Source organism: Bradyrhizobium sp. RDM12, assembly GCF_051917485.1.
GTDB lineage: Bacteria > Pseudomonadota > Alphaproteobacteria > Rhizobiales > Xanthobacteraceae > Bradyrhizobium.
The window spans coordinates 6,516,409-6,537,997 of sequence record NZ_CM133064.1; the positions used below are offsets into that span (position 1 = coordinate 6,516,409).

The 21,589-nt window shown below is 63.5% G+C and carries 16 protein-coding genes and 4 pseudogenes; 7 read left to right on the plus strand and 13 right to left on the minus strand.

Translation table 11 applies throughout. The features are described from left to right. Positions 1-156: 156 nt before the first annotated feature. A pseudogene (locus ACTGJ9_RS31920) lies at positions 157-1,538 on the minus strand (ethanolamine ammonia-lyase subunit EutB). Positions 1,539-1,759: 221 nt separating this feature from the next. Here ACTGJ9_RS31920 and ACTGJ9_RS31925 point away from each other — a divergent pair. Then, entirely contained in the window at positions 1,760-3,490 is a 1,731-nt protein-coding gene (locus ACTGJ9_RS31925) for a methyl-accepting chemotaxis protein (protein ID WP_456674287.1), read from the plus strand. A 371-nt stretch (positions 3,491-3,861) separates the two neighbouring features. Here ACTGJ9_RS31925 and ACTGJ9_RS31930 read toward each other — a convergent pair whose 3' ends face one another. Further along, positions 3,862-4,803: a LysR family transcriptional regulator gene (locus ACTGJ9_RS31930; protein WP_456674288.1), complete on the minus strand. Its 942-nt coding sequence runs from the start codon at positions 4,801-4,803 to the stop codon at positions 3,862-3,864. A 129-nt stretch (positions 4,804-4,932) separates the two neighbouring features. On the opposite strand from ACTGJ9_RS31930, the gene ACTGJ9_RS31935 reads away from it, so the two are divergent. The 5 genes and pseudogenes from ACTGJ9_RS31935 to ACTGJ9_RS31955 all read left to right on the plus strand — a co-directional run bounded on the left by ACTGJ9_RS31935 (position 4,933) and on the right by ACTGJ9_RS31955 (position 8,908). Beyond that, positions 4,933-5,898 carry a tripartite tricarboxylate transporter substrate-binding protein gene (locus ACTGJ9_RS31935; protein WP_456674289.1) on the plus strand — a complete coding sequence of 322 codons (966 nt, stop codon included), beginning with the start codon at positions 4,933-4,935 and terminating at the stop codon, positions 5,896-5,898. Between the two features lie 8 nt (positions 5,899-5,906). After that, complete coding sequence (locus ACTGJ9_RS31940) at positions 5,907-6,920, plus strand: methyltransferase (RefSeq protein ID WP_456674290.1); 1,014 nt, start codon at positions 5,907-5,909, stop codon at positions 6,918-6,920. 287 nt (positions 6,921-7,207) lie between these two features. Beyond that, a pseudogene (locus tag ACTGJ9_RS31945) lies at positions 7,208-7,770 on the plus strand (transposase). Positions 7,771-7,844: 74 nt separating this feature from the next. Then, the gene (locus ACTGJ9_RS31950; protein ID WP_456674291.1) at positions 7,845-8,342 is read left to right on the plus strand and encodes a DUF417 family protein; all 498 of its coding nucleotides are present in this window, start codon (positions 7,845-7,847) and stop codon (positions 8,340-8,342) included. A 113-nt stretch (positions 8,343-8,455) separates the two neighbouring features. After that, a complete protein-coding gene (locus tag ACTGJ9_RS31955) occupies positions 8,456-8,908 on the plus strand; it encodes an arsenate-mycothiol transferase ArsC (protein ID WP_456674292.1) in 453 nt (150 codons plus the stop codon). Positions 8,909-9,035: 127 nt separating this feature from the next. Here ACTGJ9_RS31955 and ACTGJ9_RS31960 read toward each other — a convergent pair whose 3' ends face one another. After that, complete coding sequence (locus ACTGJ9_RS31960; RefSeq protein WP_456674293.1) at positions 9,036-9,449, minus strand: (R)-mandelonitrile lyase; 414 nt, start codon at positions 9,447-9,449, stop codon at positions 9,036-9,038. An 81-nt stretch (positions 9,450-9,530) separates the two neighbouring features. Then, a complete protein-coding gene (locus ACTGJ9_RS31965; protein ID WP_456674294.1) occupies positions 9,531-10,736 on the minus strand; it encodes an MFS transporter in 1,206 nt (401 codons plus the stop codon). Positions 10,737-10,867: 131 nt separating this feature from the next. Here ACTGJ9_RS31965 and ACTGJ9_RS31970 point away from each other — a divergent pair, with 131 nt between their 5' ends. After that, positions 10,868-11,776: a LysR family transcriptional regulator gene (locus tag ACTGJ9_RS31970; RefSeq protein ID WP_456674295.1), complete on the plus strand. Its 909-nt coding sequence runs from the start codon at positions 10,868-10,870 to the stop codon at positions 11,774-11,776. Here ACTGJ9_RS31970 and ACTGJ9_RS31975 read toward each other — a convergent pair. The 9 genes and pseudogenes from ACTGJ9_RS31975 to ACTGJ9_RS32015 all read right to left on the minus strand — a co-directional run bounded on the left by ACTGJ9_RS31975 (position 11,773) and on the right by ACTGJ9_RS32015 (position 21,487). Next, positions 11,773-12,429 (minus strand): septal ring lytic transglycosylase RlpA family protein, encoded by a 657-nt coding sequence (locus ACTGJ9_RS31975; RefSeq protein WP_456674296.1) that lies wholly within the window; start codon positions 12,427-12,429, stop codon positions 11,773-11,775. The genes ACTGJ9_RS31970 and ACTGJ9_RS31975 overlap by 4 nt on opposite strands. A gap of 332 nt (positions 12,430-12,761) precedes the next feature. Then, positions 12,762-14,003 (minus strand): annotated as a pseudogene (locus ACTGJ9_RS31980) (acyl-CoA dehydrogenase family protein). Positions 14,004-14,202: 199 nt separating this feature from the next. Continuing rightward, positions 14,203-15,413, minus strand: a pseudogene (locus ACTGJ9_RS31985) (ABC transporter substrate-binding protein). 132 nt (positions 15,414-15,545) lie between these two features. After that, positions 15,546-16,121, minus strand: a complete 576-nt coding sequence (locus tag ACTGJ9_RS31990; protein ID WP_456674297.1) for an HdeD family acid-resistance protein — start codon at positions 16,119-16,121, stop codon at positions 15,546-15,548. Positions 16,122-16,249: 128 nt separating this feature from the next. Continuing rightward, the gene (locus ACTGJ9_RS31995) at positions 16,250-17,773 is read right to left on the minus strand and encodes an FAD-dependent oxidoreductase (RefSeq protein WP_456674298.1); all 1,524 of its coding nucleotides are present in this window, start codon (positions 17,771-17,773) and stop codon (positions 16,250-16,252) included. Between the two features lie 78 nt (positions 17,774-17,851). Beyond that, complete coding sequence (locus ACTGJ9_RS32000; RefSeq protein WP_456674299.1) at positions 17,852-18,748, minus strand: alpha/beta fold hydrolase; 897 nt, start codon at positions 18,746-18,748, stop codon at positions 17,852-17,854. A gap of 30 nt (positions 18,749-18,778) precedes the next feature. Then, positions 18,779-19,606 (minus strand): metal-dependent phosphohydrolase, encoded by an 828-nt coding sequence (locus ACTGJ9_RS32005; RefSeq protein ID WP_456674300.1) that lies wholly within the window; start codon positions 19,604-19,606, stop codon positions 18,779-18,781. A gap of 247 nt (positions 19,607-19,853) precedes the next feature. After that, on the minus strand, positions 19,854-20,369 hold the full coding sequence (locus ACTGJ9_RS32010) for a hypothetical protein (RefSeq protein ID WP_456674301.1): 516 nt from the start codon (positions 20,367-20,369) through the stop codon (positions 19,854-19,856). Next, entirely contained in the window at positions 20,321-21,487 is a 1,167-nt protein-coding gene (locus ACTGJ9_RS32015) for a tetratricopeptide repeat protein (protein WP_456674302.1), read from the minus strand. The genes ACTGJ9_RS32010 and ACTGJ9_RS32015 overlap by 49 nt, the downstream gene beginning before the upstream one ends. Between the last annotated feature and the right edge of the window lie 102 nt (positions 21,488-21,589).

Genomic DNA, 21,589 nt, shown 5'->3' on the forward strand with positions numbered 1-21,589 from the left:
CACGTTCTACGAACGGTACTGACGAGGTCTCCAGAAACATAGCGTAACGCTGCGACCGGAATTCCTCAATATTGTGGCACCGAACTAATTCGTGAGACGCGCCAATGGTTTCCCCGGTTCATGCCGGCGGATGATGTTTTTCGCGGGATTTTCGCGTCACGCGATCAGCCGCGAGGCGAAATCGGGCAACAGGCCTGGATCACCGGCAAGCCGGAAGCCGGCACCCGCAATTCCGGTCTGGACCAGCCAGCGTCGAACTCCGGCGCGCGGGCCGCGCCGAAGACGTCGCGGACATAGAGCGCATCGTGGAAGGAGGTGGACTGGTAGTTCAGCATGACATCGTCGGCGCCGGGCACCCCCATGATGAAGGTGACGCCGGCGGCGGCAAGCAGCGTCAGCAGATTGTCCATGTCGTCCTGGTCCGCCTCGGCATGGTTGGTGTAGCAGATATCGGTGCCGAGCGGCAGGCCGAGCAGCTTGCCGCAGAAATGATCCTCCAGCCCGGCCCGGATGATCTCCTTGCCGTCATAGAGATATTCCGGGCCGATAAAGCCGACCACGCTGTTGACCAGCAACGGCGCATAGGCACGGGCGACCGCATAGGCACGGGCCTCGCAGGTCTGCTGGTCGACGCCGTGATGGGCGTTGGCGGACAGCGCCGAGCCCTGCCCGGTCTCGAAGTACATCACGTTCTCGCCGACCGTACCGCGCTTCTGCGACAGCCCGGCCTCCTGCGCCTCCTTCAGCAGCGCGAGGTCGATACCAAAGCTGCGATTGGCGGCCTCGGTGCCGGCGACCGACTGGAAGACGAGGTCGACCGGTACGCCCTGCCCGATCAGCGCCAGCGTCGTGGTGACATGGGTGAGCACGCAGCCTTGGGTCGGAATCTTCAGCCGCGCGATGATCTCGTCCAAGAGCCGCAGCAATTGCCCGATCACGGCCGGATCGTCGCTGGCGGGATTGATGCCGATGCAGGCATCGCCGGCCCCGAGCAGCAGGCCGTCGAGGATCGAGGCGGTGATGCCCCTGGCATCGTCGAGGGGATGGTTGGGTTGCAGCCGCGTGCTCATCCGGCCCCTCAGGCCGATGGTGTTGCGGAAGGCGGTGACGACCTCGCATTTCCGCGCCGCCAGGATCAGGTCCTGGTTGCGCATCAGCTTTGACACCGCGGCCGCCATCTCCGGCGTGATGCCGGGCGCGAGCTTGCGCAAGACCTTGGGGGTCGCCGCGTCCGATAACAGCCAGTCGCGGAAGGCTCCGACCGTCAGCGACGCCACGGGGGCAAACGCCTTGGCGTCGTGGCTGTCGATGACGAGCCGGGTGACCTCGTCGGCCTCATAGGGGATGACGGCCTCGTTAAGGAATTGACCGAGTGGGACGTCCGCCAGCGCCATCCGCGCGGCGATCATCTGCTCGGCGCTCCCTGCGGCAATGCCGGCCAGCCGGTCGCCAGAGCGCGGCGGCGTCGCCTTGGCGAGGAGGTCGCGCAGGTCGGGAAAGGTGTAGGTCGTGGCGTCGATGACGTGGCGGTAGACCAAAGGCCTCTCCGGGGTTCGTCGGCCAGTGACCGACTCCAAAGCGATCTTGAAACTATACCTTCGGATCAAGACGCTGAAATATCTTACCTTTCATTCGAGCCGGGGCGAAGGGGGGCCAACGGCCGCGTTAACGCTGCGTCCATCTTCATTCTGCATAGTTTTGCATCAGATTGAGAAGACCGCGCAGTCCGGCCACTCCTGGCCATTCGGGCCCCCGCACCATGACATCAGACCGATCTGGGAATGCCGCCGGCCTGGCAGGCCGCTTCACGCTGGCCCGCAAGCTCTATGCGATTTTCGCGCTGTTCGCCCTGCTGACGGCGGCGATCGCGATGCTGTCGGACTACAACAGCCGCCGCGGCGCCGAGTTGACCAGCGCGATCGAGACGGCGAATGCGGCGGCGCTGAACGTCGAGCGCGTCAACTCGCTGGTCTATGCGGTCGTGATGGAATCGCGCGGCGTCTACATGTCCACCGAACCGGCCGTCGTGAAGAAATACGGCGATGGCCTGCTCAAGTTCAACGAGCAGATCCTGAATGTCGTGAAAGGCTGGGAGACGATCGTCAAGTCTGACGATGCGGAGCAGTTCGCCACCTTCAAGAAGCGCATCGAGCAGTTCGTCGACTTCCGCAAGGAGCTGGTGCGCCGCGGCGTCGAGATCAATGCGGCCGCAGGCCGCGAATGGGGCGACAACGACGCCAACCGCGCCGTGCGCTCGGCGCTAAACAAGGATCTCGAGGCGCTCTCCAAGGTCTATGCCGAGCGTGCCAGGCAGATCGCGCGCGAGACCGAGACCAACCGCACGCTGTCCTTCGTGCTGACCTGCCTCGCCGGCATCGCGCTGGCGCTGGTCGTGCTCGGCATCATCATCATCGCCCGCTCGATCGCGCGGCCACTCGCCGCGATCACCGCGACCATCAAGCAGGTCGCCGACGGCGCCGAGAACATCGTGGTGCCGCACTCCGGCCGCGCCGACGAGATCGGCGCGCTCGCCCGCGCCATCGAAGTGTTCCAGGACGCAATGGGGCGTAACCGCAACCTCGCCTCGCAGGTCTCGCAGGATTCCGCTGCGCGCGAGCAGCGCGCACGCCAGATCGAGCAGTCCGTCGAAGCGTTCCGCGAGGCGATCGGCGCGATCATGCGCGGCCTCAGCGACAACGCCGCCGTCATGCGCGAGACCGCGCAGACCATCACCCGCGTCACGGCCGATGCGAGCAGCCGCGCCGGCACGGCGGCGAACGCCACCGAGCAGGCCTCGCACAACGTCAGTGCGGTGGCAGGTGCCGCGGAGGAGCTGTCGGCATCCGTCGAGGAGATCGGCCGCCAGGTGCGGCAGTCCGCGGGCGCGGTCGAGCAGACCGGCCAGCGCACCGAAAAATCGATCGCGGAGATCGAGAGCCTCGCCGCCGCCACGCAGCGCATCGACGGCGTGCTGACCCTGATTCAGACCATCGCCGAGCAGACCAACCTGCTCGCGCTCAACGCCACTATCGAGGCCGCACGCGCCGGTGACGCCGGCCGCGGCTTTGCCGTCGTCGCCCACGAAGTGAAGGCGCTGGCGGGACAGACCGCGAAGGCGACCGCCGACATCGGCGAGAACGTCGCGATGATCCAGTCCTCCACCCGCAACGCGGTCGATGCCGTCCGCGAGATCGGCGGGGCGGTGCGCGAGATCAGCGAGGTCACCTCCGCGATCGCCGGCGCCGTCGGCCAGCAGGACCAGGCGACACGCGAGATCTCCTCCAACGCGCAATCGGCCGCCCAGGGCAACGAGACGCTGGTCGCCAGCATCACCTCGCTCCGCGACGCCATCGGCGAGACCGACACGGCGGCGTCCTCGGTGCTGACGGCCGCGAGCAGCCTGACCGCGACGGCGGACACGCTGTCGCGCGAGGTGGAAAAGTTCTTCCAGAGCCTGCGCTCGGACAGCCGCGTTGCCAAGGCAGGGTGATCGCGCGTCTGCCGCATGAACCAGAAACGCCAAAACAACCCCATGCACAGTAGGCGGGGCGAGCCTTTTTCAACGGTTCGACCGCAAGCGTGAGGCGTCTTGCGGATTTTGCGAAATCCATTTGACGCGTCGGGCAAAACACTGGCATGATGTCATCATGGCGACACTCCCCGAAGCCGAACCCAGATCCAAAGACGCGCAGCGGCAGCCGGGACACACCTTCCAAGGACGCCAAGAGACAGCTCGACGAAGCCCGACCATTATTGCGCTTCGGGATCAATCATTTCCGTGTCCAACGACTAGGGCGCGTACTCGTAAACTCGTACTCATAAACTCGTCAGGTCCGCTTATGAACAGTCCGCTCGGACCGATCAGCTCACTCCAACCAGCGCCTTACAGACCTCCCGGCTGGCCTCTTGGAATAATTTGACGGCACCTCCGGCCCGTCGTCCCTTCAAGGTGATTGAGGCTATCGGGGCGGAAGTATCGCCAAGATCGACGTTCAGCGCGCGCAGCCATGCGCTACTCGATCGCATTCTGAGTATCTGCATGGGCAGTAGGGTTATAAACCGGCTGCTCGCCAACAGATTCAACCGCATGTAGATTGAAATCGTGGTGACAGTCGTTGGCGGAAGCGGCAGGTTATGTCGCCGAAATAGCTCGACGCCGGTACGCCCCAAAAAAGAATCGGGCGGCGAGAGCGTCCATTGCTCTTGCATAAGGTCTGCGAGCTTCAACTTCTTCCTCGATCGCAGGAGCGGATGCCGTCGCTCCGCCATCACCGCAAGGGAGGATCTAAACAGCACCTCCGCGGACAAATCATCGGCGACCGGCAACGGCGCCCAGCGCGTCATGGCCAGGTCAAGCATTCTCTGGCGCAGAGCATGCTCCAGCGCATCCCGATCACCTATCGTGATATGATACCTGATGCCTGGATATCTGCGGACGAGATGTCCGATAATTTCTGTAACGATGGCGGTGACCGGCTCGGTTGTACCGATCGCAACGAACCCTTGCGCCGGATCTGACCTTTGCACAATGTCGGTAACACCTAGCTTTATTTCGTCGAAAACGACGCGCGTGCGATCGACAAGAAGGCGACCGCACTCAGTGAGCTCAACTCCGCGCGAAGTGCGATCCAGCAGCGCAGCTCCGACGGCATGCTCCATATCGGTGATAGCTTTGGAGATCGCCGGCTGCGACAAGCCGAGACGGCGAGACGCCTTGGCCATGCTGCCGACCTCTGCGACGGTCTGCAGCGTATGCAGATCCTTGAGGCGTAGGCGTCGGCCGACGCGGTCGTGCCACTGCATGGGTATTCACCTCACGTTATAGCCCGATAGGAAAATGCAATTTCGGGTTATAGCGTTGTTGCTTCAGAATAGCGAGATTGAAAGCCGGCCGGATCATCGCATTGCTGTCCCAAGCACATGGAGAACGCCATGCAGCTTTACTCGCGTCGCGCCATACTGGCCGGGTTTTCGGCTCTGGCTCTTCCGCTACCCGTTATTGCTGCCGACCAGCCGCTGAAGATCGTGTTTCCATTCGCGCCTGGTGGGTCGGGAGATTCGATCGCCCGGCTGTTTGCCGAGCAGCTTCATACCAGGCTCGGCAAGGTGGCGATTGTGGAGAACCTTGCTGGCGCTGGCGGGCGCATCGGCGCTCAGGCGGTCAAGAATGCCGCACCGGGAGAGGAGGCAGTGCTGTTTGCTTCCGCTTCGCAATTCACACTTCAGCCGCATCTCTTCAGGAGCCTGGGATATGATGCAGAGCGCGACTTTGTGCCACTTTCGCAGGTGATGACGGTCGATCTGGCTCTGGCGGTCAGCGGGAAGCTCCCCATCCATTCGGTGCACGAACTCATCGACTGGATCAAGGCCAATCCCGAACAGGCCGTGTACGGCTCGCCGGGAGCAGGTACAGCACCTCATTTCATCTGCGGCGAGCTTGGCCGGATCACAGGCCTGAACCTGCGCCACACGCCCTATAGGGGTACGCCTGCTGCCCTCCCGGATGTGCTCGCCGGCCGGGTCCCGATGTATATGGCGTTTCTTTCCGAACTCCTGGAGCAACATGGGGGCGGTGGCATACGCATCATCGCCACCGCAGCCGCTGCGCGATCTTCCTTCCTGCCCCAGACCGCAACTCTGAAGCAGAGCGGGATCGATATCGACGCGGCCGGATGGTTCGCATTCTATGCGCCTGCCCATTCCTCGCGTCAGTTCGTTGAGCGCCTGGGAAAGGAGATCATTGCAATCGGGAGCGATCCCGAAATGCGCGCAAAGATTCATGCCATGGGATGCGAGCCAACAGGAACGACATCGGACGAACTTAAACGTATCCAGCGCGCCGAGTTCGAACGCTGGGGACCGATCGTCAAGGCGTCAGGATTCCCGATCGAAGGCTAGAGCGGCACATGACCACCGATCCCCGCGAAAAGTTGCTGGATCTTGTTCAATCGCACCGCGTGACGGCAGTAATCTATGTCGCTGCCCGGCTGGGGCTCGCCGAGTTGCTGCGCGACGGACCGCGAACGGTCGACGAACTTGCGAGCCGAACCCACACGGATCGGGACGCACTTGCCCGCTTGCTCGTTGCTCTCTCGACCGTCGGCATCTGCTCTCGCGTCGGTGAAGGCCGCTACTTGCTCACCGAACTGGGGGCGGGACTCGACGGTGCTGCGGGACGATCATTCAAGAACTGGGTCATTTTTGAAGGCACCCTGCTGACCAGGAGGTGGGATGGTCTTCTGGATTCGATCATGTCGGGCAAGACGGCTTCCCAACTTCAGGGCGTCGACGACAATTTCGACCTGATGGCGCGCTCGCCAGAGCATGTGCGGATATTCAATGAAGCCATGACAGACCTGACGCGGCTGGTCACGCACGATCTGCTGCAGGCCTACGACCTTGGCACGATCTCCCACTTGATGGATGTCGGAGGCGGCTCCGGGAAACTCATGGGCGCGGTGGCGAGGGCATATTCAACCATCAGAGGAACGGTTTTCGATCTGCCGAGGTGCGCCGACGCCGCCAACCAGCACTTCGGGCACCTCGGAATCTCTGACCGCGTCGACTTTGTTGCAGGCGATTTCTTTCACGCGGTGCCTGCAGTGGCCGATGCGATCATCTTGAAAAGCATTATTCACGACTGGGATGATGAGCGCAGCCGAATCATTTTGGAAAACTGCCGCAAAGCGCTTCCCCAAAAAGGCAGACTGCTATTAGTCGAACGTGCGATGCCGGAATTGCCCGGTACCGATGACGCGGGCAGGTCGTGCGCGATGAGCGATTTAAACATGCTGCGCGGTCCAGGTGGACGGGAACGGACCGAAAGGGAATATTATCGGCTCCTGACCGAGAGTGGCTTCCGTCCCATCGCGGTTCTCCGCGCCGGCCGCTTTAACCTGACCGAGTCGCGGCTTTGTTGAGACCTGGAAGCCGGCCGCGGCTATGCGCCAGAGGCGGACAAACATGCCGCAACGAGTGGGACGTGCTATTCGATGACATCATCGGCCTTAGCAGGCTCTCGCACTGTCGATTAATCTGCCGATGCGAGGCCGTCTTAGAATGCTGCAATGAGCTTGGCAAAGTCCTCGGCCGAGCGGCTACTCGGAACCCCGTTCCTTCGGGACTCCTGCTGCCGATCACGTGCTCCGAGCGGCCATGTTACCGCCAATCCGGCAACAACTTCGATAAGCTCGCGCCGCCTCAACCGGTGCTGCCGAACAAGCCGCGTGGCGTTCCTCGGGTGAACGACCGACGCGTCCTCAATGGCATCTTCTGGGTCCTCCGATCAGGAGCACCCCGGCGTGATCTGCCGGCGGCGTTTGGCCCATACACCACTTGCTACAACCGATACGTCCGGTGGCCACGAGCTGGTATCTGGGGCCGCGTCATAGACGCACTTGTCGCTGCCCATACTGCTCTCTCGCCTGAAGCCCGGGTCAATGCTGCTTGCCCGACCGGGGCTATGACGCCGACAGGATCAGGGAGCTTGCCATGAGGAAGGGAGCGTGAGCCAACATCCCGCCGAAAAGCAACCGCAGCGATCCGATCTGCTTTAGCCCGTACCTCTACCGCGCTCGCAATCACGTCGAACGGTCCTTCAACAGGATCAAGCAATGCCGTCGGGTGGCGACGCTCTACGACAGGCTTGCAGGAAACTACCTTGCCTTCGTCCAACTCGCATCTATCCGCCTATGGCTGGCCGCGCGTTATGAGTCCGCGCCCCAATTTCGTGATTCCGGCCCGGCCGCGCCGCACAGAATCGTGAACTGAAACGCTCCAGCCGCGCGTAACGAGCCGCGGCGTGCGGCCGTACCGCCAGCAATGCATCATCAAGGGCCGGTCAAATGAAAGAGCTAGCGAGAGCAACCTTCCATATTGCGGAGGACGGGGCGGGGTCCTATCGACCTCTGGCGATCCTGCGCTGGGTCATGGTCGTGATCTTCGTGTCGTTCGGCATGCAGAAGTTCACGCTGCAGTCGGCCCAGGGTATCGCGCAATTCATCAGCAACAGCCCGTTTGTCTCGTGGCTATCGATCTTCGGATTGAGGGGCGAAGCCTACGTCCTCGGTGTCACCGAATTCGTGATTGCGGCCTTGCTGGCTGCCGGTGCATTCAGCCCGATCCTTTCGGCGCTGGGATCGCTGATGGGAGTGGTCACCTTCGCCGTCACGTGGTCGTTCTTCTTCACCACGCCTGGCGTCGTAAAATGGAGCATCTCGACCGACCCGATGGCCTGGAATCTGGCAGGCGAATTCCTGTTCAAGGACATTGTGCTGCTTTGCGTCTGCGTCGTGCTGCTGCTGGCGTCACTGCCACAGGTCGTGACGAGGCTGCGCTGTTAGGGGGCTCAAAGAGCCACGTGTCCATCGGCACGAAGCCGTGTTAGCTTATTCGGATTGCGGGACCACATGACTGCCTCGGGCATGTGGCAGATCGTTGGTGGAAGCGCCGCTCGATGAACAAGACCAATCGCGTGCTGTTTCTCTGCACGGGCAACTATTATCGAAGCCGCTACGCCGAGGAGGTCTTCAACCATCAGGCCGGGGTCGAGGGGCTGGGTTGGCACGCCTTCTCGCGCGCCGTCGCCGAAAAGCTGTTTCCTGAAAACGTCGGGCCGATGTCGCCCTACGCGGTGAATGCCTTGCGAGCGAAAGGCATTGCGCCTGGAGGTGCTGCGCGCGGTCCGGTGCTCTGCACCGTCGACGACTTTGCGCAAGCAGCCCTTGTGGTCGCGCTGAAGGACGCCGAGCATCGCCCCATGATCGAGCGCCGCTTTGCCGGTGTCGCCCGTCGCGTCGAATATTGGAACGTGGATGATATCGAATTCCTCGATCCGCCGACGGCGCTGGGCAAGATCGACGAGCTGGTTGGGCGGCTGATCGGGAGCCTGCAAAGCCGCTCCCGATAGATAGCGCCCTGCCCCGCCGTCACACCGTCAGCATCGTCTTGATCGCGGCGCTGGTCCATCGCCTTATAGGCTGCGACCTGCTCGTAACGAACATCGCCGGGTCCGTGGAGGACGGTTGCTTTCAACGTCATGCTCCTTTCGAGGCGGGTTCGCCGTACTGCTCGTCCGTCACCCGTTCCATCCACGTGACCGGGCTGCCGTCGAGCGCTTCCTGAATCGCGATATGGCTCATGGCCGTTGTCGCAGACGCGCCGTGCCAGTGCTTCTCGCCGGGTTCGAACGAGACCACGTCGCCCGGACGGATGTCCTCGATCGCGCCGCCCCAGCGCTGCACGCGGCCGCGGCCGGACGTGACGATCAGCGTCTGGCCGAAAGGATGCGTGTGCCATGCGGTGCGCGCGCCGGGCTCAAAGGTGACGTGATTGCCGGCGACACGAGACGGATCGACCGCCGGAAACAAGGGATCGATACGGACCGTGCCGGTGAAATACTCCGCCGGAGCCCGGACCGATGCTTGCGAGCCTGCTTGCCGGATTTGCATGTCGTGTCTCCTTGGTTGATCGCTTTCACTACGTGAATGCCTGGGACGCACACTCGTTTCAAAACAGCGCGATTGATTTCGTCACGAAGCACATTGCGAAATCGCGTTCTCCTTGCGCCGACGAGCTCCGATCGACATGACCGCCGATGACAGAACGAGCATGGTGGCGCCAAAGAGAAAGGTGCCTTGATAGCCGCTGGTGTCGAACAGCACGCCGCCGCCTGCCGCCCCCGCGGTGATGGCAAGTTGAACCACCGCCACCATCAGACCGCCGCCGGCTTCCGCTTCGTCGGGCAAGGCCCTGCTGACCCACGTCCACCACCCCACCGGCGCCGCCGTTCCGATCAGGCCCCACAGGAACATCAGCGCCGCCGTTCCGAACAGCGAGGCGCCGAACGCCGTCAGCGCAACGGCAATCACGGCCATCGCGAGCGGCATGACCAACAGAGAAGCATAGAGGTGGTCGCGAATGACGAAACCGATCAGCGAGGTGCCGAGCAGGCCGGCAAAGCCCATGACGAGCAGGAGCGCCGAGATGGTTGTGACATCGACACGCGTCACCGTTTCGAGAAATGGCCGCAGATAAGTGAACAGCGCGAACTGTCCGAGAAAGAAGAGCGCAGCCGCGATCATGCCGCAGGGCACGTCCGCGCGGCGCAGAACCTTGATGGCCGCAGCAGCGCTCGCCCGCTCACGGCTCGGCATCCTCGGCAGCGTGAGAAATTGCCACACGAGCGTCAGCGCAGCTACCGGCACGACGCAGAAGAACGCGCCGCGCCAGCCGATATATTGACCCAGAAAGCTGCCGAGCGGCGCGGCAATCGTGGTGGCCAGCGCGTTGCCGCCGTTGAGAACTGCCAGAGCGCGCGGCACATGGATGGCCGGAACGAGACGGATCATGGTCGCGGCCGACATCGACCAGAAGCCGCCGATCGTGACGCCGACGAGCGCCCGTCCGGCGATGAGCACGGGATAGTCGGGTGCAAAGGCCACGATCACGCCGGATACCAGCATCAGACCGGTCAGCCACAGCAACAGCACCCGGCGATCGACACCCGCCGTCGCGGCGGCAATGAACAGGCTGGTCAGAACGGCGAACAAACCCGACACGGAAATGGCCTGTCCTGCCTGCCCTTCCGTCAGATGAAGACCGCTGGCGATCGGCGTCAGCAGGCTGACCGGCATGAACTCGGATGCGACAAGCGTTGCCGCGCAAAGAGACAGCGCGAAAACCGCGCTCCATGTGGCGGTCGGCTGCCTCGTCTTCTGATCTGTCGTGGCGTCCATCTGGAGATCCCGTGAGTCGCGAAGCGCCCGGACCGGCGCTGGTCACGACAACATCTAGCGCCCCCGCCGGCATTCGATTAGCCGATATAATTTGCTTGCATTGATCGACGCGGGCCATGAATAGTGGCGCCATGGCAGCTCAGGATTTCAACGAACTGCTGGCTTTCGTGGCCGTCGCCCGCGAGCGCAGTTTCACGAAGGCCGCAGCGAAACTGGGCGTCGTGCAATCGACGCTCAGCCACACGATCAAGCGCCTGGAATCGCAGATGGGCCTGCGGCTCCTCACGCGCACGACCCGAAGCGTCGGCCTGACCGAGGCCGGCGAGCGGCTTCAGCAATCGGTCGCGCCGCGCATCGAGGAGATCGAGCGCGATATCGCCGCGCTGATGTCCCTGCGCGACAAGCCGTCGGGCACCATCCGGATCACGCTTTCGGACCACGCGCTCGAAAAAGCCGTCTGGCCGAAGCTGGCGCCGGTCCTGACGCAATATCCCGACATCAAGGTCGAGTTCAGCCTCGACACTGCTTTCCGCAACATCGTCGAAGACGGTTTCGATGCAGGTATCCGCCTCGGCGAGAGCGTCGAGAAAGACATGATCGCGGTGCGCATCGGTCCGGACTGGCGGCTCGTCGCCGTCGCCTCACCCGCCTATCTGAAAGAGCACCCGAAGCCGAAGCATCCGCAGGACCTCCTGAAGCATGTCTGCATCAAGCGCCGCGCGGCGGCCGGCGGTCATTATGTATGGGAGTTCGCCAAGAACGGTTCCGACCTCCGGGTGCGGGTCGACGGCCAACTGACCTTCAACGACTCCCGCGCCATGATCGAAGCCGCCGTCAAAGGCTTCGGCATCGCCTATCTTCCCGAAGACATGGTGACGCGGCAGGTCGGGTCCGGCGAGCTCGTCATCGTGCTCGACGACTGGTCGCCGAAGTTCGACGGCTATTACATCTATTATCCGACATCGCGGCAGAACTCGGCTGCCTTCAAGGTGATCGTCGACGCGCTCCGCCACCACCAAGCGCGAGGAAAGCGCGGCTAACCGCGCTGATACGTGCTTCCGAACGAAAAGCCCCGGCACGAGGGCCGAGGCTTGCGATGCAGTCCGCGTACATCCGGCGAACCAATCGTCGCGTTGAAGGCTAGCAACGGATTTTGAACGGATGATGACGGGCTTGGGTGCTGACAAAATGTCGCGATGCGTTCAGCCGACCGGCCCAGGAGTCCAATCATCGCCGGACAGCGGCCTGACTGTGACGTGGGGAAGGACTCAAGCTCCATGCTCGGGTCGAAATGGCGCATCGTCCGCTCGTTAAGATCAATGATGCGGCCGGGCTTGAGCGGCCCCACGTCGTTGATCTTGACGATGACCTTCTTGCCGACGGCCTCGACAAGCGCAAATTTCGGTCTCGCGCCGAACTGAACCCCGCCGAATTTCCGACGCAAGCCCGTCTTGATGGCGGCTGTCCAGACTGAGGGATCATAACGCTCGCCGGAAGCTGTTCTCGGGCCACCCTCCTCCTTGCCGGGCTTGAACGGATTATATGTCGATGCTGCGCCGACGATTGCATCTCCACCGGCGGCATCAACGACGGCACTTGAATGAACCCCACTTGTTTCACTGCGGGCAACGGTCACAGAAAAGGCAAGCGCGATCAGGGCGCCGCAAATTGCGGCGCTCGAGCGGAACACCATTATATCTCCTTTGATTTTTCGTGCGGTTCCCGATGCCGCGGAACATGGCCAAGCGAACGCGTCAGCGTTTTTCGACTTGCGCCTGTCTCTTGCGGATTCGCGCCAACCCCTGGCTGCGGAACCGTTGCGAGAACCTGAGCGGTCCCCGCATCGTGTTTTCGTTATCGCTGTCTAAGACAGGGATTAAGTCAGCAACATGACCCTTGCGGGCATGGGTCTTGATCCCCCGGAGTCTTACGTACTCAGCGGGGGCCCTTGCGCAACATGCGTGAAAACCGCAATGGCGCGGAACTTCGGAACCTCTGCATATCGTTGTTTTGCAACGGAAGGCTCTAACCCCCAACACCCATCACCCCGCCGCGCTTGATCAGCTCCTTGCCGACAGCGGCGAGGTGGACCTGATCCGGCCCGTCGCCGATGCGGATGAAGCGGGCGTAGACATAGGCGCGTGCGAGGAACGTGTCCTGCGAGACGCCGGCGGCGCCGTGAATCTGGATGGCGCGGTCGATGACGCGCGCAGCCATGCTGGGCACCACGATCTTGGCGGCGGCGATCAAATCGCGCGCGGCCTTGTTGCCCTCGCGGTCCATCCTGTCGGCGGCCTGCAGCGTCAGGAGCCGGGCCTGCGCGATCTCACAGAAGGAGTGGGCGATGTCTTCCTCACCGAGCCCTGCTCGGCGAGCGGCTTGCCAAAGGCGACGCGCGAGACCGCACGCCGGCACGTCAATTCCAACGCGCGCTGGGCGCAGCCGATCAGCCGCATGCAATGATGGATGCGGCCGGGGCCGAGCCTGCCTTGCGCGATCTCGAAGCCGCGGCCTTCGCCGAGCAGCATGTTCTCGGCGGGCACACGGACATTCTCGTAGATGATTTCAGGATGGCCGACCGGCGCGTCGTCATAGCCGTAGGTCAGCATGTCGCGGACGATGCGCACGCCGGGCGTGTTCTTCGGCACCAGGATCATGGATTGCTGGCGATGGCGGTCGGGATCGTCCGGCGCGGTCTTGCCCATCACGATCAGGATCTCGCAATCCTCGTTCATCGCGCCTGACGTGAACCATTTGCGGCCATTGATGACGTAGTCGCCGCCGTCGCGCCTGATCTCGCACTGGATGTTGGTGGCATCGCTGGAGGCCACCTGCGGCTCCGTCATCGAGAAGCCGGAACGGACGCGGCCTTGCAGCAGCGGCTTCAGCCAGCGCTCCTGCTGCGCGGGCGTGCCGTACCTGGCGAGCACCTCCATGTTGCCGACATCGGGCGCCGAGCAGTTGAACACCTCGGGCGCCCAGAGAGAGAACGCGGCCGATGATTTCCTTGACCGGCGCATATTCGAGGTTGGTCAGGCCAGGGTTGGCAAGATCTGGCCCGTGCTCGCCCGACAGGAACAGGTTCCAGAGCCCCTGCTCCCGCGCCAGCCGCTTCAAATCCTGCAGCACAGGCGGCGTCCTGTAGCGCGCGGCTTCCGGTTTCACCTGCTCGTAATAGAGCTCCTCGACCGGCTCGACATGCACCCGCATGAACTGGCGAACGCGTTCCTGCAGCTCCAGCGAACGGGCGGAGTGTTGAAAGTCCATGGTGGTCTCCTGGTCATGCGGAGCGAGCCGCGCTCGACCAAACAAGCGCTAGGTGTCGTAGGCTGGGCACAGCGAAGCGTGCCCACCGCTTCTGTTCCGATGCTGGATCGGTGGTGGGCACGGCGCAAGAGCGCCTTTGCCCACCCTACAATTCCGAACCGGCGGAGAGAGCCCCTCACCAAGCTAGCCGCCTCGCCGCTCACGTCCCGCGCAGCAGCTCGCTCGCCACGATCCAGTCGTTGCCGTCGAACTGGAGCATATAGCCGTCCTTGATCGGCCGGAAATCCTGCGGCGTGGTGTTGAGCGTGATGCCGGGCAAGAGCAGCGACAGCGGCACGTTCTTGAGGTTGGAGGCCTGCGCCATGATGTTCTCGCGCGTCAGATTGTCCTTGCACTGCTTCAGCACCACCACAAGCGCCTCGGCCACCGTATAGCCGTAGAGCGCGGCGACGTTGTTGATGTCGGCATTGGGCAGGCGCCGCTTCATGAAGTCGATATAGGCCGACATCGCCGGATCGTCCTTCGGCGCGGCCGTGAACGGTTTCAGCGAGCCGAGCGACAGCACGCCCTTGCCGGCATCGAGCCCGGCCGGCGCCATCACGGTCGCCTTGTTGGCGCAGCCGCTGGCGAGGAAGCGCGTCGGCTGCCAGCCGACCTCGTAGGCTTTGCGGATCGCTTGCGCGCAGGCGCGTGGCGTGACCGAATAGATCATGAAGACGTCGGCCTTGGTGTTGGCCAGCGTCAGTACCTGCGAATCGACGGTGGGGTCGGCGACCTCGAAGCTCGAGGCCATCGCGATCGCCTTGTCGGCGTCGGCGCCAAGCGCTTCCTTGACACCGCGGAAATATTCCTTGCCGGCGTCGTCGTTCTGGTAGAGCACGGCGAAGCGCGCATTCGGGTTTTTGGCGCGGGCATAGGCGACGTCGATCGCGGCTTCGCTGGTGTAGTTCGGCGCCCAGGGCAGCGCCATCGACCACGGCATGTTGGCGGGATCGTTCCACTTCGAGGCCGAGCTGATCAGGAACAGCTGCGGCACCTTGTTGCTGTTGAGATATTTTGCGATCGCCGAGTTCGGCGCCGTGCCCATGGTCGCGAAGATGAAGGCGACGTCGTCGCCCTCGACCAGCCGCCGCGCCGCTTCCATGATCTTGGGCGGCGAGAACGCGTCATCGAGCGAGAGGAGATTGAGCTTGCGGCCGTTGACGCCGCCCTTCTCGTTGATCTCGTCGAAATAGGCGGCGAGCACCCGGCCGGTGAAGCCGAGCGGCGACGCCGGCCCGCTATAGGGCATGGTGTTGCCGACCTTGATCTCGGTGTCGGTGCCCCCCGGACCGTAGGATTTTGCGCAAAGGCAGGCGCGGACAGACAGGCGACAGCCAGCGCTGCAGCCAGGGCCCAAGCGGCTTTCATGGTTTCTCCCCGGTGATCACCGTCCGCGCGATTGAACGCGCAGCGTGCTGCTTTTTGTCAGCGTGTCAGATCAGCGGAGTTCCGCAACATGGTCTTGCGTAGAGTTGCTGGTGAGCTCGAGTTGCTGGTGAGCTAATGGCGCCGCCGCATGCTGAGGCCCAGGCTGATCCAGCCGGCGCCGGCCATGATCAGGTCGATGCCGAGAAACAGGCCGAGGATGTAGACGCTGTTCACTGGCCAGCGTGCGAGGATCAAAAGCCCGAGCAGCAGCGTGATGACGGCCGACAGCGCCACCCAGACCCACGGGCTTTCCCGCTTCATGCTGAAGGCGAGGAACAGCCGCACCGCGCCGGAGGCCAATAGCGAGGCGCCGAGGAACAGCGTCAGCAGCGCTGCTGCAAACAACGGATTCTCGAAGGTCAGGAAGCCCGCGATGATGTAGAGCACGCCGAGCAAGGCCCAGAGCACGAACTTGCCCCAGCTCTTCATCTGGAAGGCGCCGATCACCTCGGTGAATCCTGCGACGATCATCATGGCGCCGACCACGATCACGCTTGCGACCGTCGCCATCACCATGCTGCCGAGCGCGACGAAACCTGTGACGAGATAGACGACGCCGAGGGCGACGATCCAGCCCCATTTGGCGTGCAGTGCCGCAATGCCTGAGCCCAGGCCGAGATTTGGAGACGTATCCGAAGCGCTTGTCATAACGGCTACTCCTGCATGCGAAGCCCCAGAGCACAGCTCAGGATAGCACTATTTGCGCCGGAATGACAGCCGGCAGACCAGCCCCTGCGGAGCCAACATTGAGATAAATCAACGCCAAATGCGGCGCCTCACCCGCGCGCCCGCTCCATCTCGAGCTCGGCCTTGAGGTTGTCGAGATCGCGATAGATTGAGGCGACCGCCAGCACACGGCCATTCCTACGATATTTCAGCAGGCAATCCTTGTCCCCGATGCTGCCGTCGATGGCTATGTCGTCGAAGCTCTCGGCGTGGCCGACATAGTTGATCGGTACGTCAAAATGCTGGCTCCAGAAGAACGGGACGGCGTCGAAGCGCTCGCGCCTGCCCATCATGTTGCGCGCCGCGGTCTGGCCCTGGCGCTCCGCCACCACCCAGTGCTCGACGCGGATGGTTTGCCGCGAATGCGGGTCGGGCCAGCGCGCGATATCGCCGGCGGCGAAGATTCCGGCGACGCTGGTCTCCAGATATTCACTCACGCTGACGCCGCGATCGGCTGCAAGTCCTGCGTGCTCTGCCAGCGCAAGGCGCGGCCTGACGCCGATGCCGACCACGACGAGGTCGGCATCGATCACGGCGCCGCTCTTCAGCGTCGCGCGCTGGCCGTCGAGCTTCTCCACGGTGTCCTTCAAGTGGAAGCTGACGCCGTTCTCCTCGTGAAGCTGGCGGATGAAATCGCCCATCTCGGGACCGAGCACCTTCTGCATCGGCCGCTCCTCCGGCGCCACCACATCGACCTCGAGCTTGCGCGCACGAAGCGACGCCGCGACCTCGAGGCCGATGAAGCTCGCACCGATCACCAGCACCCGCTTGGCGCTGGCGGCGGCCTTGATGATGGCACGGCTGTCGGCCACCGAGCGCAAGGTGTGGACATGCGGCTGGTCGGCACCGGGGATCTGGAGCTTGACCGGCTCCGCGCCGGTCGCGAGCAGCAGCCGGTCGAACGGCAGCTTGTCGCCATTGCCGAGCGTCACGCTGCGCGTCTTCGGATCGATCGCCGAGACGCTGGTGTTGAGCCGAAGATCGATGCCGGCATCGGGATAGTAATCCTCGGGGCGCAACGGCAGATATTCCTCCGGCGCATTGCCCGCGAGATAGTCCTTGGACAGGTTCGGCCGGTCGACCGGCATCGCGCCGTCGTTGCTGAGCATCGTGATGCCGCCGGCAAAGCCCTCGCGCCGGAGCATCTCGGCTGCGGCAAAACCGGCGGCGCCGCCGCCGACGATGACGAACTTTTCCGGAGTTGGCGCGGTACGGTGCGACGCCGGAGGCTTCGGCAGTTCGCGCCTGCGCCGGACCATGATCCTGTCCTGGTCCCGCGTCACCTCCCACACTGCCAGCGCAGTGAGTGCCGGCGCACGCGTCGCCTCGCCGGTGCGAAGTGAGAAGCAGGCGTGATGCCAGGGACAGCGGATGGTGTCGTCGACCACCAGCCCTTCGGCCAGCGGACCGTGCCAATGGCTGCACGCGGGCTCGATTGCAAACACATCGCCGCCTGCGTGCACCAGCAGGACGTCTTCCTCGCCGACATGTCCGAGCAGCTTGCCGTCCTTGAACTCGCTCAGCGACACGCCCCTGGTGAGGTCGGGTCCGCTTGGCGTCTTGTCCTCGGTCATGGTCATCTCCCTGACAGCTCAACGCGCAGCACAGGACTGGACGACGGCGACAGCGAAAAGTTCCCGCGATCGTGAAAATCAGGCTTTTGCAGCCTCCCTGTGCACGTCAATCACGGCCTGCGCCCATTCCCCGGGACGCTCCTGCGGCAGATTATGTCCGGCGCCGGCGAACACGCGCCGCTCGAAAAAGCCTTCGAACTTGCGCGCGTGATGCGCGGTGCCGGAATTGACGCCATCGCTATCGCCGTCGATCGCAATCGTGGGAACGCGGACCGGCGGCTGGGCCGCAAGCTTCGCCTCGATCGCGGCGTAGGCGGGATCGCCTTCGACCAGCGCGTAGCGATGCCGATAGGAATGGATCACGACATCGACGAAATCAGGATTGTCGAACGACACAGCGCTCTTCTCGAAGGTCGCATCGTCGAATTGCCATGTCGGCGACCACATCGCCCAGAGCTGACGGGCGAAGCCGCGGCGATTGCCCTCCAGCGCGCGGCGGCCGCGCTCGTTGTGGAAAAGATATTGATACCACAGGGCCGCTTCATGCGCCGGCGAGGCCGGCTCCATGGCGCGAGCGATGTTCTGGATGTTGTAGGAATTGCCGGAGATCAGCCCGACCACGCGTTCGGGATGCAGCACCGAGACGACGCAGGCCGCGCGGCCGCCCCAGTCATAGCCGCCGAGGACGGCGCGCTGTATCTCGAGCGCATCCATGAAAGCGAGCAGATCGGCGCCGAGCGCCGCCTGCTCGCCCGAGCGCAATGTCGAAGCCGACCGGAACCGCGTCGGCCCGTAGCCGCGCAGCCACGGCACCAGCACCCGCGCGCCCGCTTGCGCGATCAGCGGCGCGGCCGCGGCATAGGCGTTCACGTCATAGGGAAAGCCGTGGCCCATGATGCAGGGCCAGCCATCCGGCGCGCCGTAGTCGAGATAGGCGATGTCGAGGACGTCGGTCGTGACGGATTTGTGCTGCATGGCTTGCTCAGGGAGCTGCGCGAGGTAGCCCTATCTCTGCGGCCCGGATAGCGAGATCTCGCGTTCGGCGCGGAACACGTTGCTGTAGAGATTGGCGATCCACTGCCGGCCGATCTCGGTCTTGTTCAGATAGCCGATCTCGGTCTGGATATGCGGGGCGACGCTGTTCCAATAGAATTGCGGATAGCGGTTCACGATGTCGGCGGGCGAGTCGTAGCCGAGTTGGCGGTTCATGCCGACCTCCTCGAACTCGTAATAGAGTGCATTGGCCTTGCGCAGATAGTTGGGATCGCCGAGCTGCCCGATGAAGTCGGCGGCGCGCAGGATCGACGCCTCGTCGTCGTATTCCTGGCCCTCGCGCGCCGGAAAGCGCGTTCCCTCGATGGCGCGGGCGATGCGTTCAGGATCGAGCCCCGGAATGTGCCGCAACCGCCGCGTCACATAGAGCTTCGAGCGGTCGACGTGATACGTCATCAAGCTGGCGTCCGACGCACCGCGTTGCAACGAGATCTTGGTGTCGGCGGCGTCGATCACGAAACCGTCGATGTCATCCTCCTCGAACAGGCCGCGCACATAGCCCATATCGTGGGCGAGGCAGGCGATCAGGACGTGGACGTAGTCCTCGGCTTTCAGGTGGGTGTGAAGACTTCGGCCACTGAGGATGGAATGACCGGCCAGCGTCACCAGCATCGTGTGCTCGATGTTGTGATAAAGTGCATCGCTGTTGCCGATGCATTCCATCGCAGTGCGGGTCGCGCTCTCGACGATGCTTGCAGACGTCTCGTCATACCGGCGACGCATGAACGTGCCCAGGAGCTTCTCCAGGGATTCAGCCGCCAGTCGCGGTAACGTCATCATGGATGCAGCCCCGTCTGTCGGTGATGTCCCACGCCAACTCCCGACGTCTCATTGTTGTCCTCGACACAGGCTCAGCATAGCCCAATCCGGTGCAACTGGCCAAATCCGGCAACAAAAATACGTAAATATGATATTGTGCCGCCGCGCAGCATCACGGTTGCGGTCACAGTTCGGTGCACTCGGGGCGGGCGATACGGGCGCTCGCCAGCCCGGCCAGTGGCCGACCGTCGCTTTGCGGACGGTGGCGTCAATTCCCTCGCGCGAAGCGCGCGAGCATCCGGTCGAACGCGACCTTGATCCTTCGGACGTACAGGTCCTTGTAAGGAAATTCCGGATTCTGGTCGTGCACCAGCATGGAGGCGTTGACCTCGAACACGACGAGATCGCCGTTCCGGTCGAGACCGCAATCGATGCCGAAAAAGTCGAGGCCGATGCGATCGCGAATGACTCGCAACGCCTGATAATGGGCCGCGCCGAATACCTGCTCGGGCGCGTGCAGGAAGCGCTCCTCCTCGTCCTGCATCCAGGTGTGGCTCGCCATTTCCGTGGCATCGCGATGGAGCTTCCAGTCGTCTCCGATCGCCAGATGATAAGGGAGGATCTCCTCGCCGATGAACAGGAACCGGTATTTGCGAAAGAAGCCGTCGGCGGAGCGATAGTCGATATAATCAATCAAATAGCAGTCGTGGTCCGCATGCGCCGCAAGGAACGCGGTCAGCGCCGCGGCGTCCTCGAGCTTCTCGAAGACGTCGCCACCATGCATCCCGGCCTGGCGCGCGAGCAGCGGAAAAGCGAGGTTGAGACCGTCCGGAAGTCCTCGCCGGTCGCGATGCGGATCGTGCGCGGCACGCGGCAGCCCTCGACGTCGGCGAGTTCCAAAGCCGTGGCGTCGCGCGTGGTGTTCTCGATCTTTGCGGGATCGTTGACGATCGGCTTGCCAAGGCTGCGTGCGATCGCGGTGGCGAGCGGAAGCACGGCCGCGCCCTGATCTGCGTCGGAGACGAGATTGACGACGACATCCGCTTCTCGCGCGAGCAGCCGGACATCCGGCTGGTTGCCGGGCAGCAGCGACAAGATGCTGGTCTGGTAGGCGCAATCCCTAAAGAGGAACTCGACCGGGGTGTTGCCGACGAAGGGTGCAAACAGCGCCAGCGCCCGAAACGCCGGCGGCGATTTTGCGGCGGGCCTGCGCAGGATCGGATGTGCTTGCGCGGCACGGGCATAGGCGGCCTGCGCCGCTTCCTGCTCGCCGCGCGCCTGACGGATCGCCCCGACCCAGTAGAAATTCTCGGCCTGTCCGGGCGCGAGCACCACGGCTCGCTCGAACTGCGCCACGGCCTCCTCCGTCTCGCCAAGCTCGAAACAGACCTTGCCGAGCTGGCTCCGGAGTTCGGCATCATCCGGCGTCTCCTCGAGCAATTCGAGCAGCAGCGTCCTCGCGATCGCGAACTGCCGGGTTGCGACCAGCGCCTGAACCAGATTCGTGCGCGACGGCCGGTGGCCCGGATTGCGCCGCAGCGCCTCGAGGTATAGCGAAATCGCATCCTGCGTCTGGCCGCTGCGCTGATGAACGATGCCGAGATTGCACCAGCAGGCGACGAGATGCGGCGCGATACGCAAGGCCGCCTTGTAGTTCTCGGCTGCGGAGCCGAAGTCGTCGCAAAGCATGAAGGCGTTGGCCAGCGCTGCATGCAGATCGGCGACACAATCGACCGCCACGCCGATCGACGCCGTGGCCGCGCGCGCGAGCCCGGCCTGAAACACCGCAATCGCGGACCTGATCTCGCCACACCGGTAGTGTTCGCGACCCGCGCGCAGCATGTCGGATATATCAGGCGTCCGGGAGGCAGGCAGCGCGAGGGCCATCGAGGGTGACGTCATATGTTCTCTGCACGCGTGCGCGGCTCGGCTTCAGTAGCGTTGAAAGTGGGCCAATATGTCGCGGGGTAGCGTTAACAGCGCATTAATGCACCGCCCTTCGCC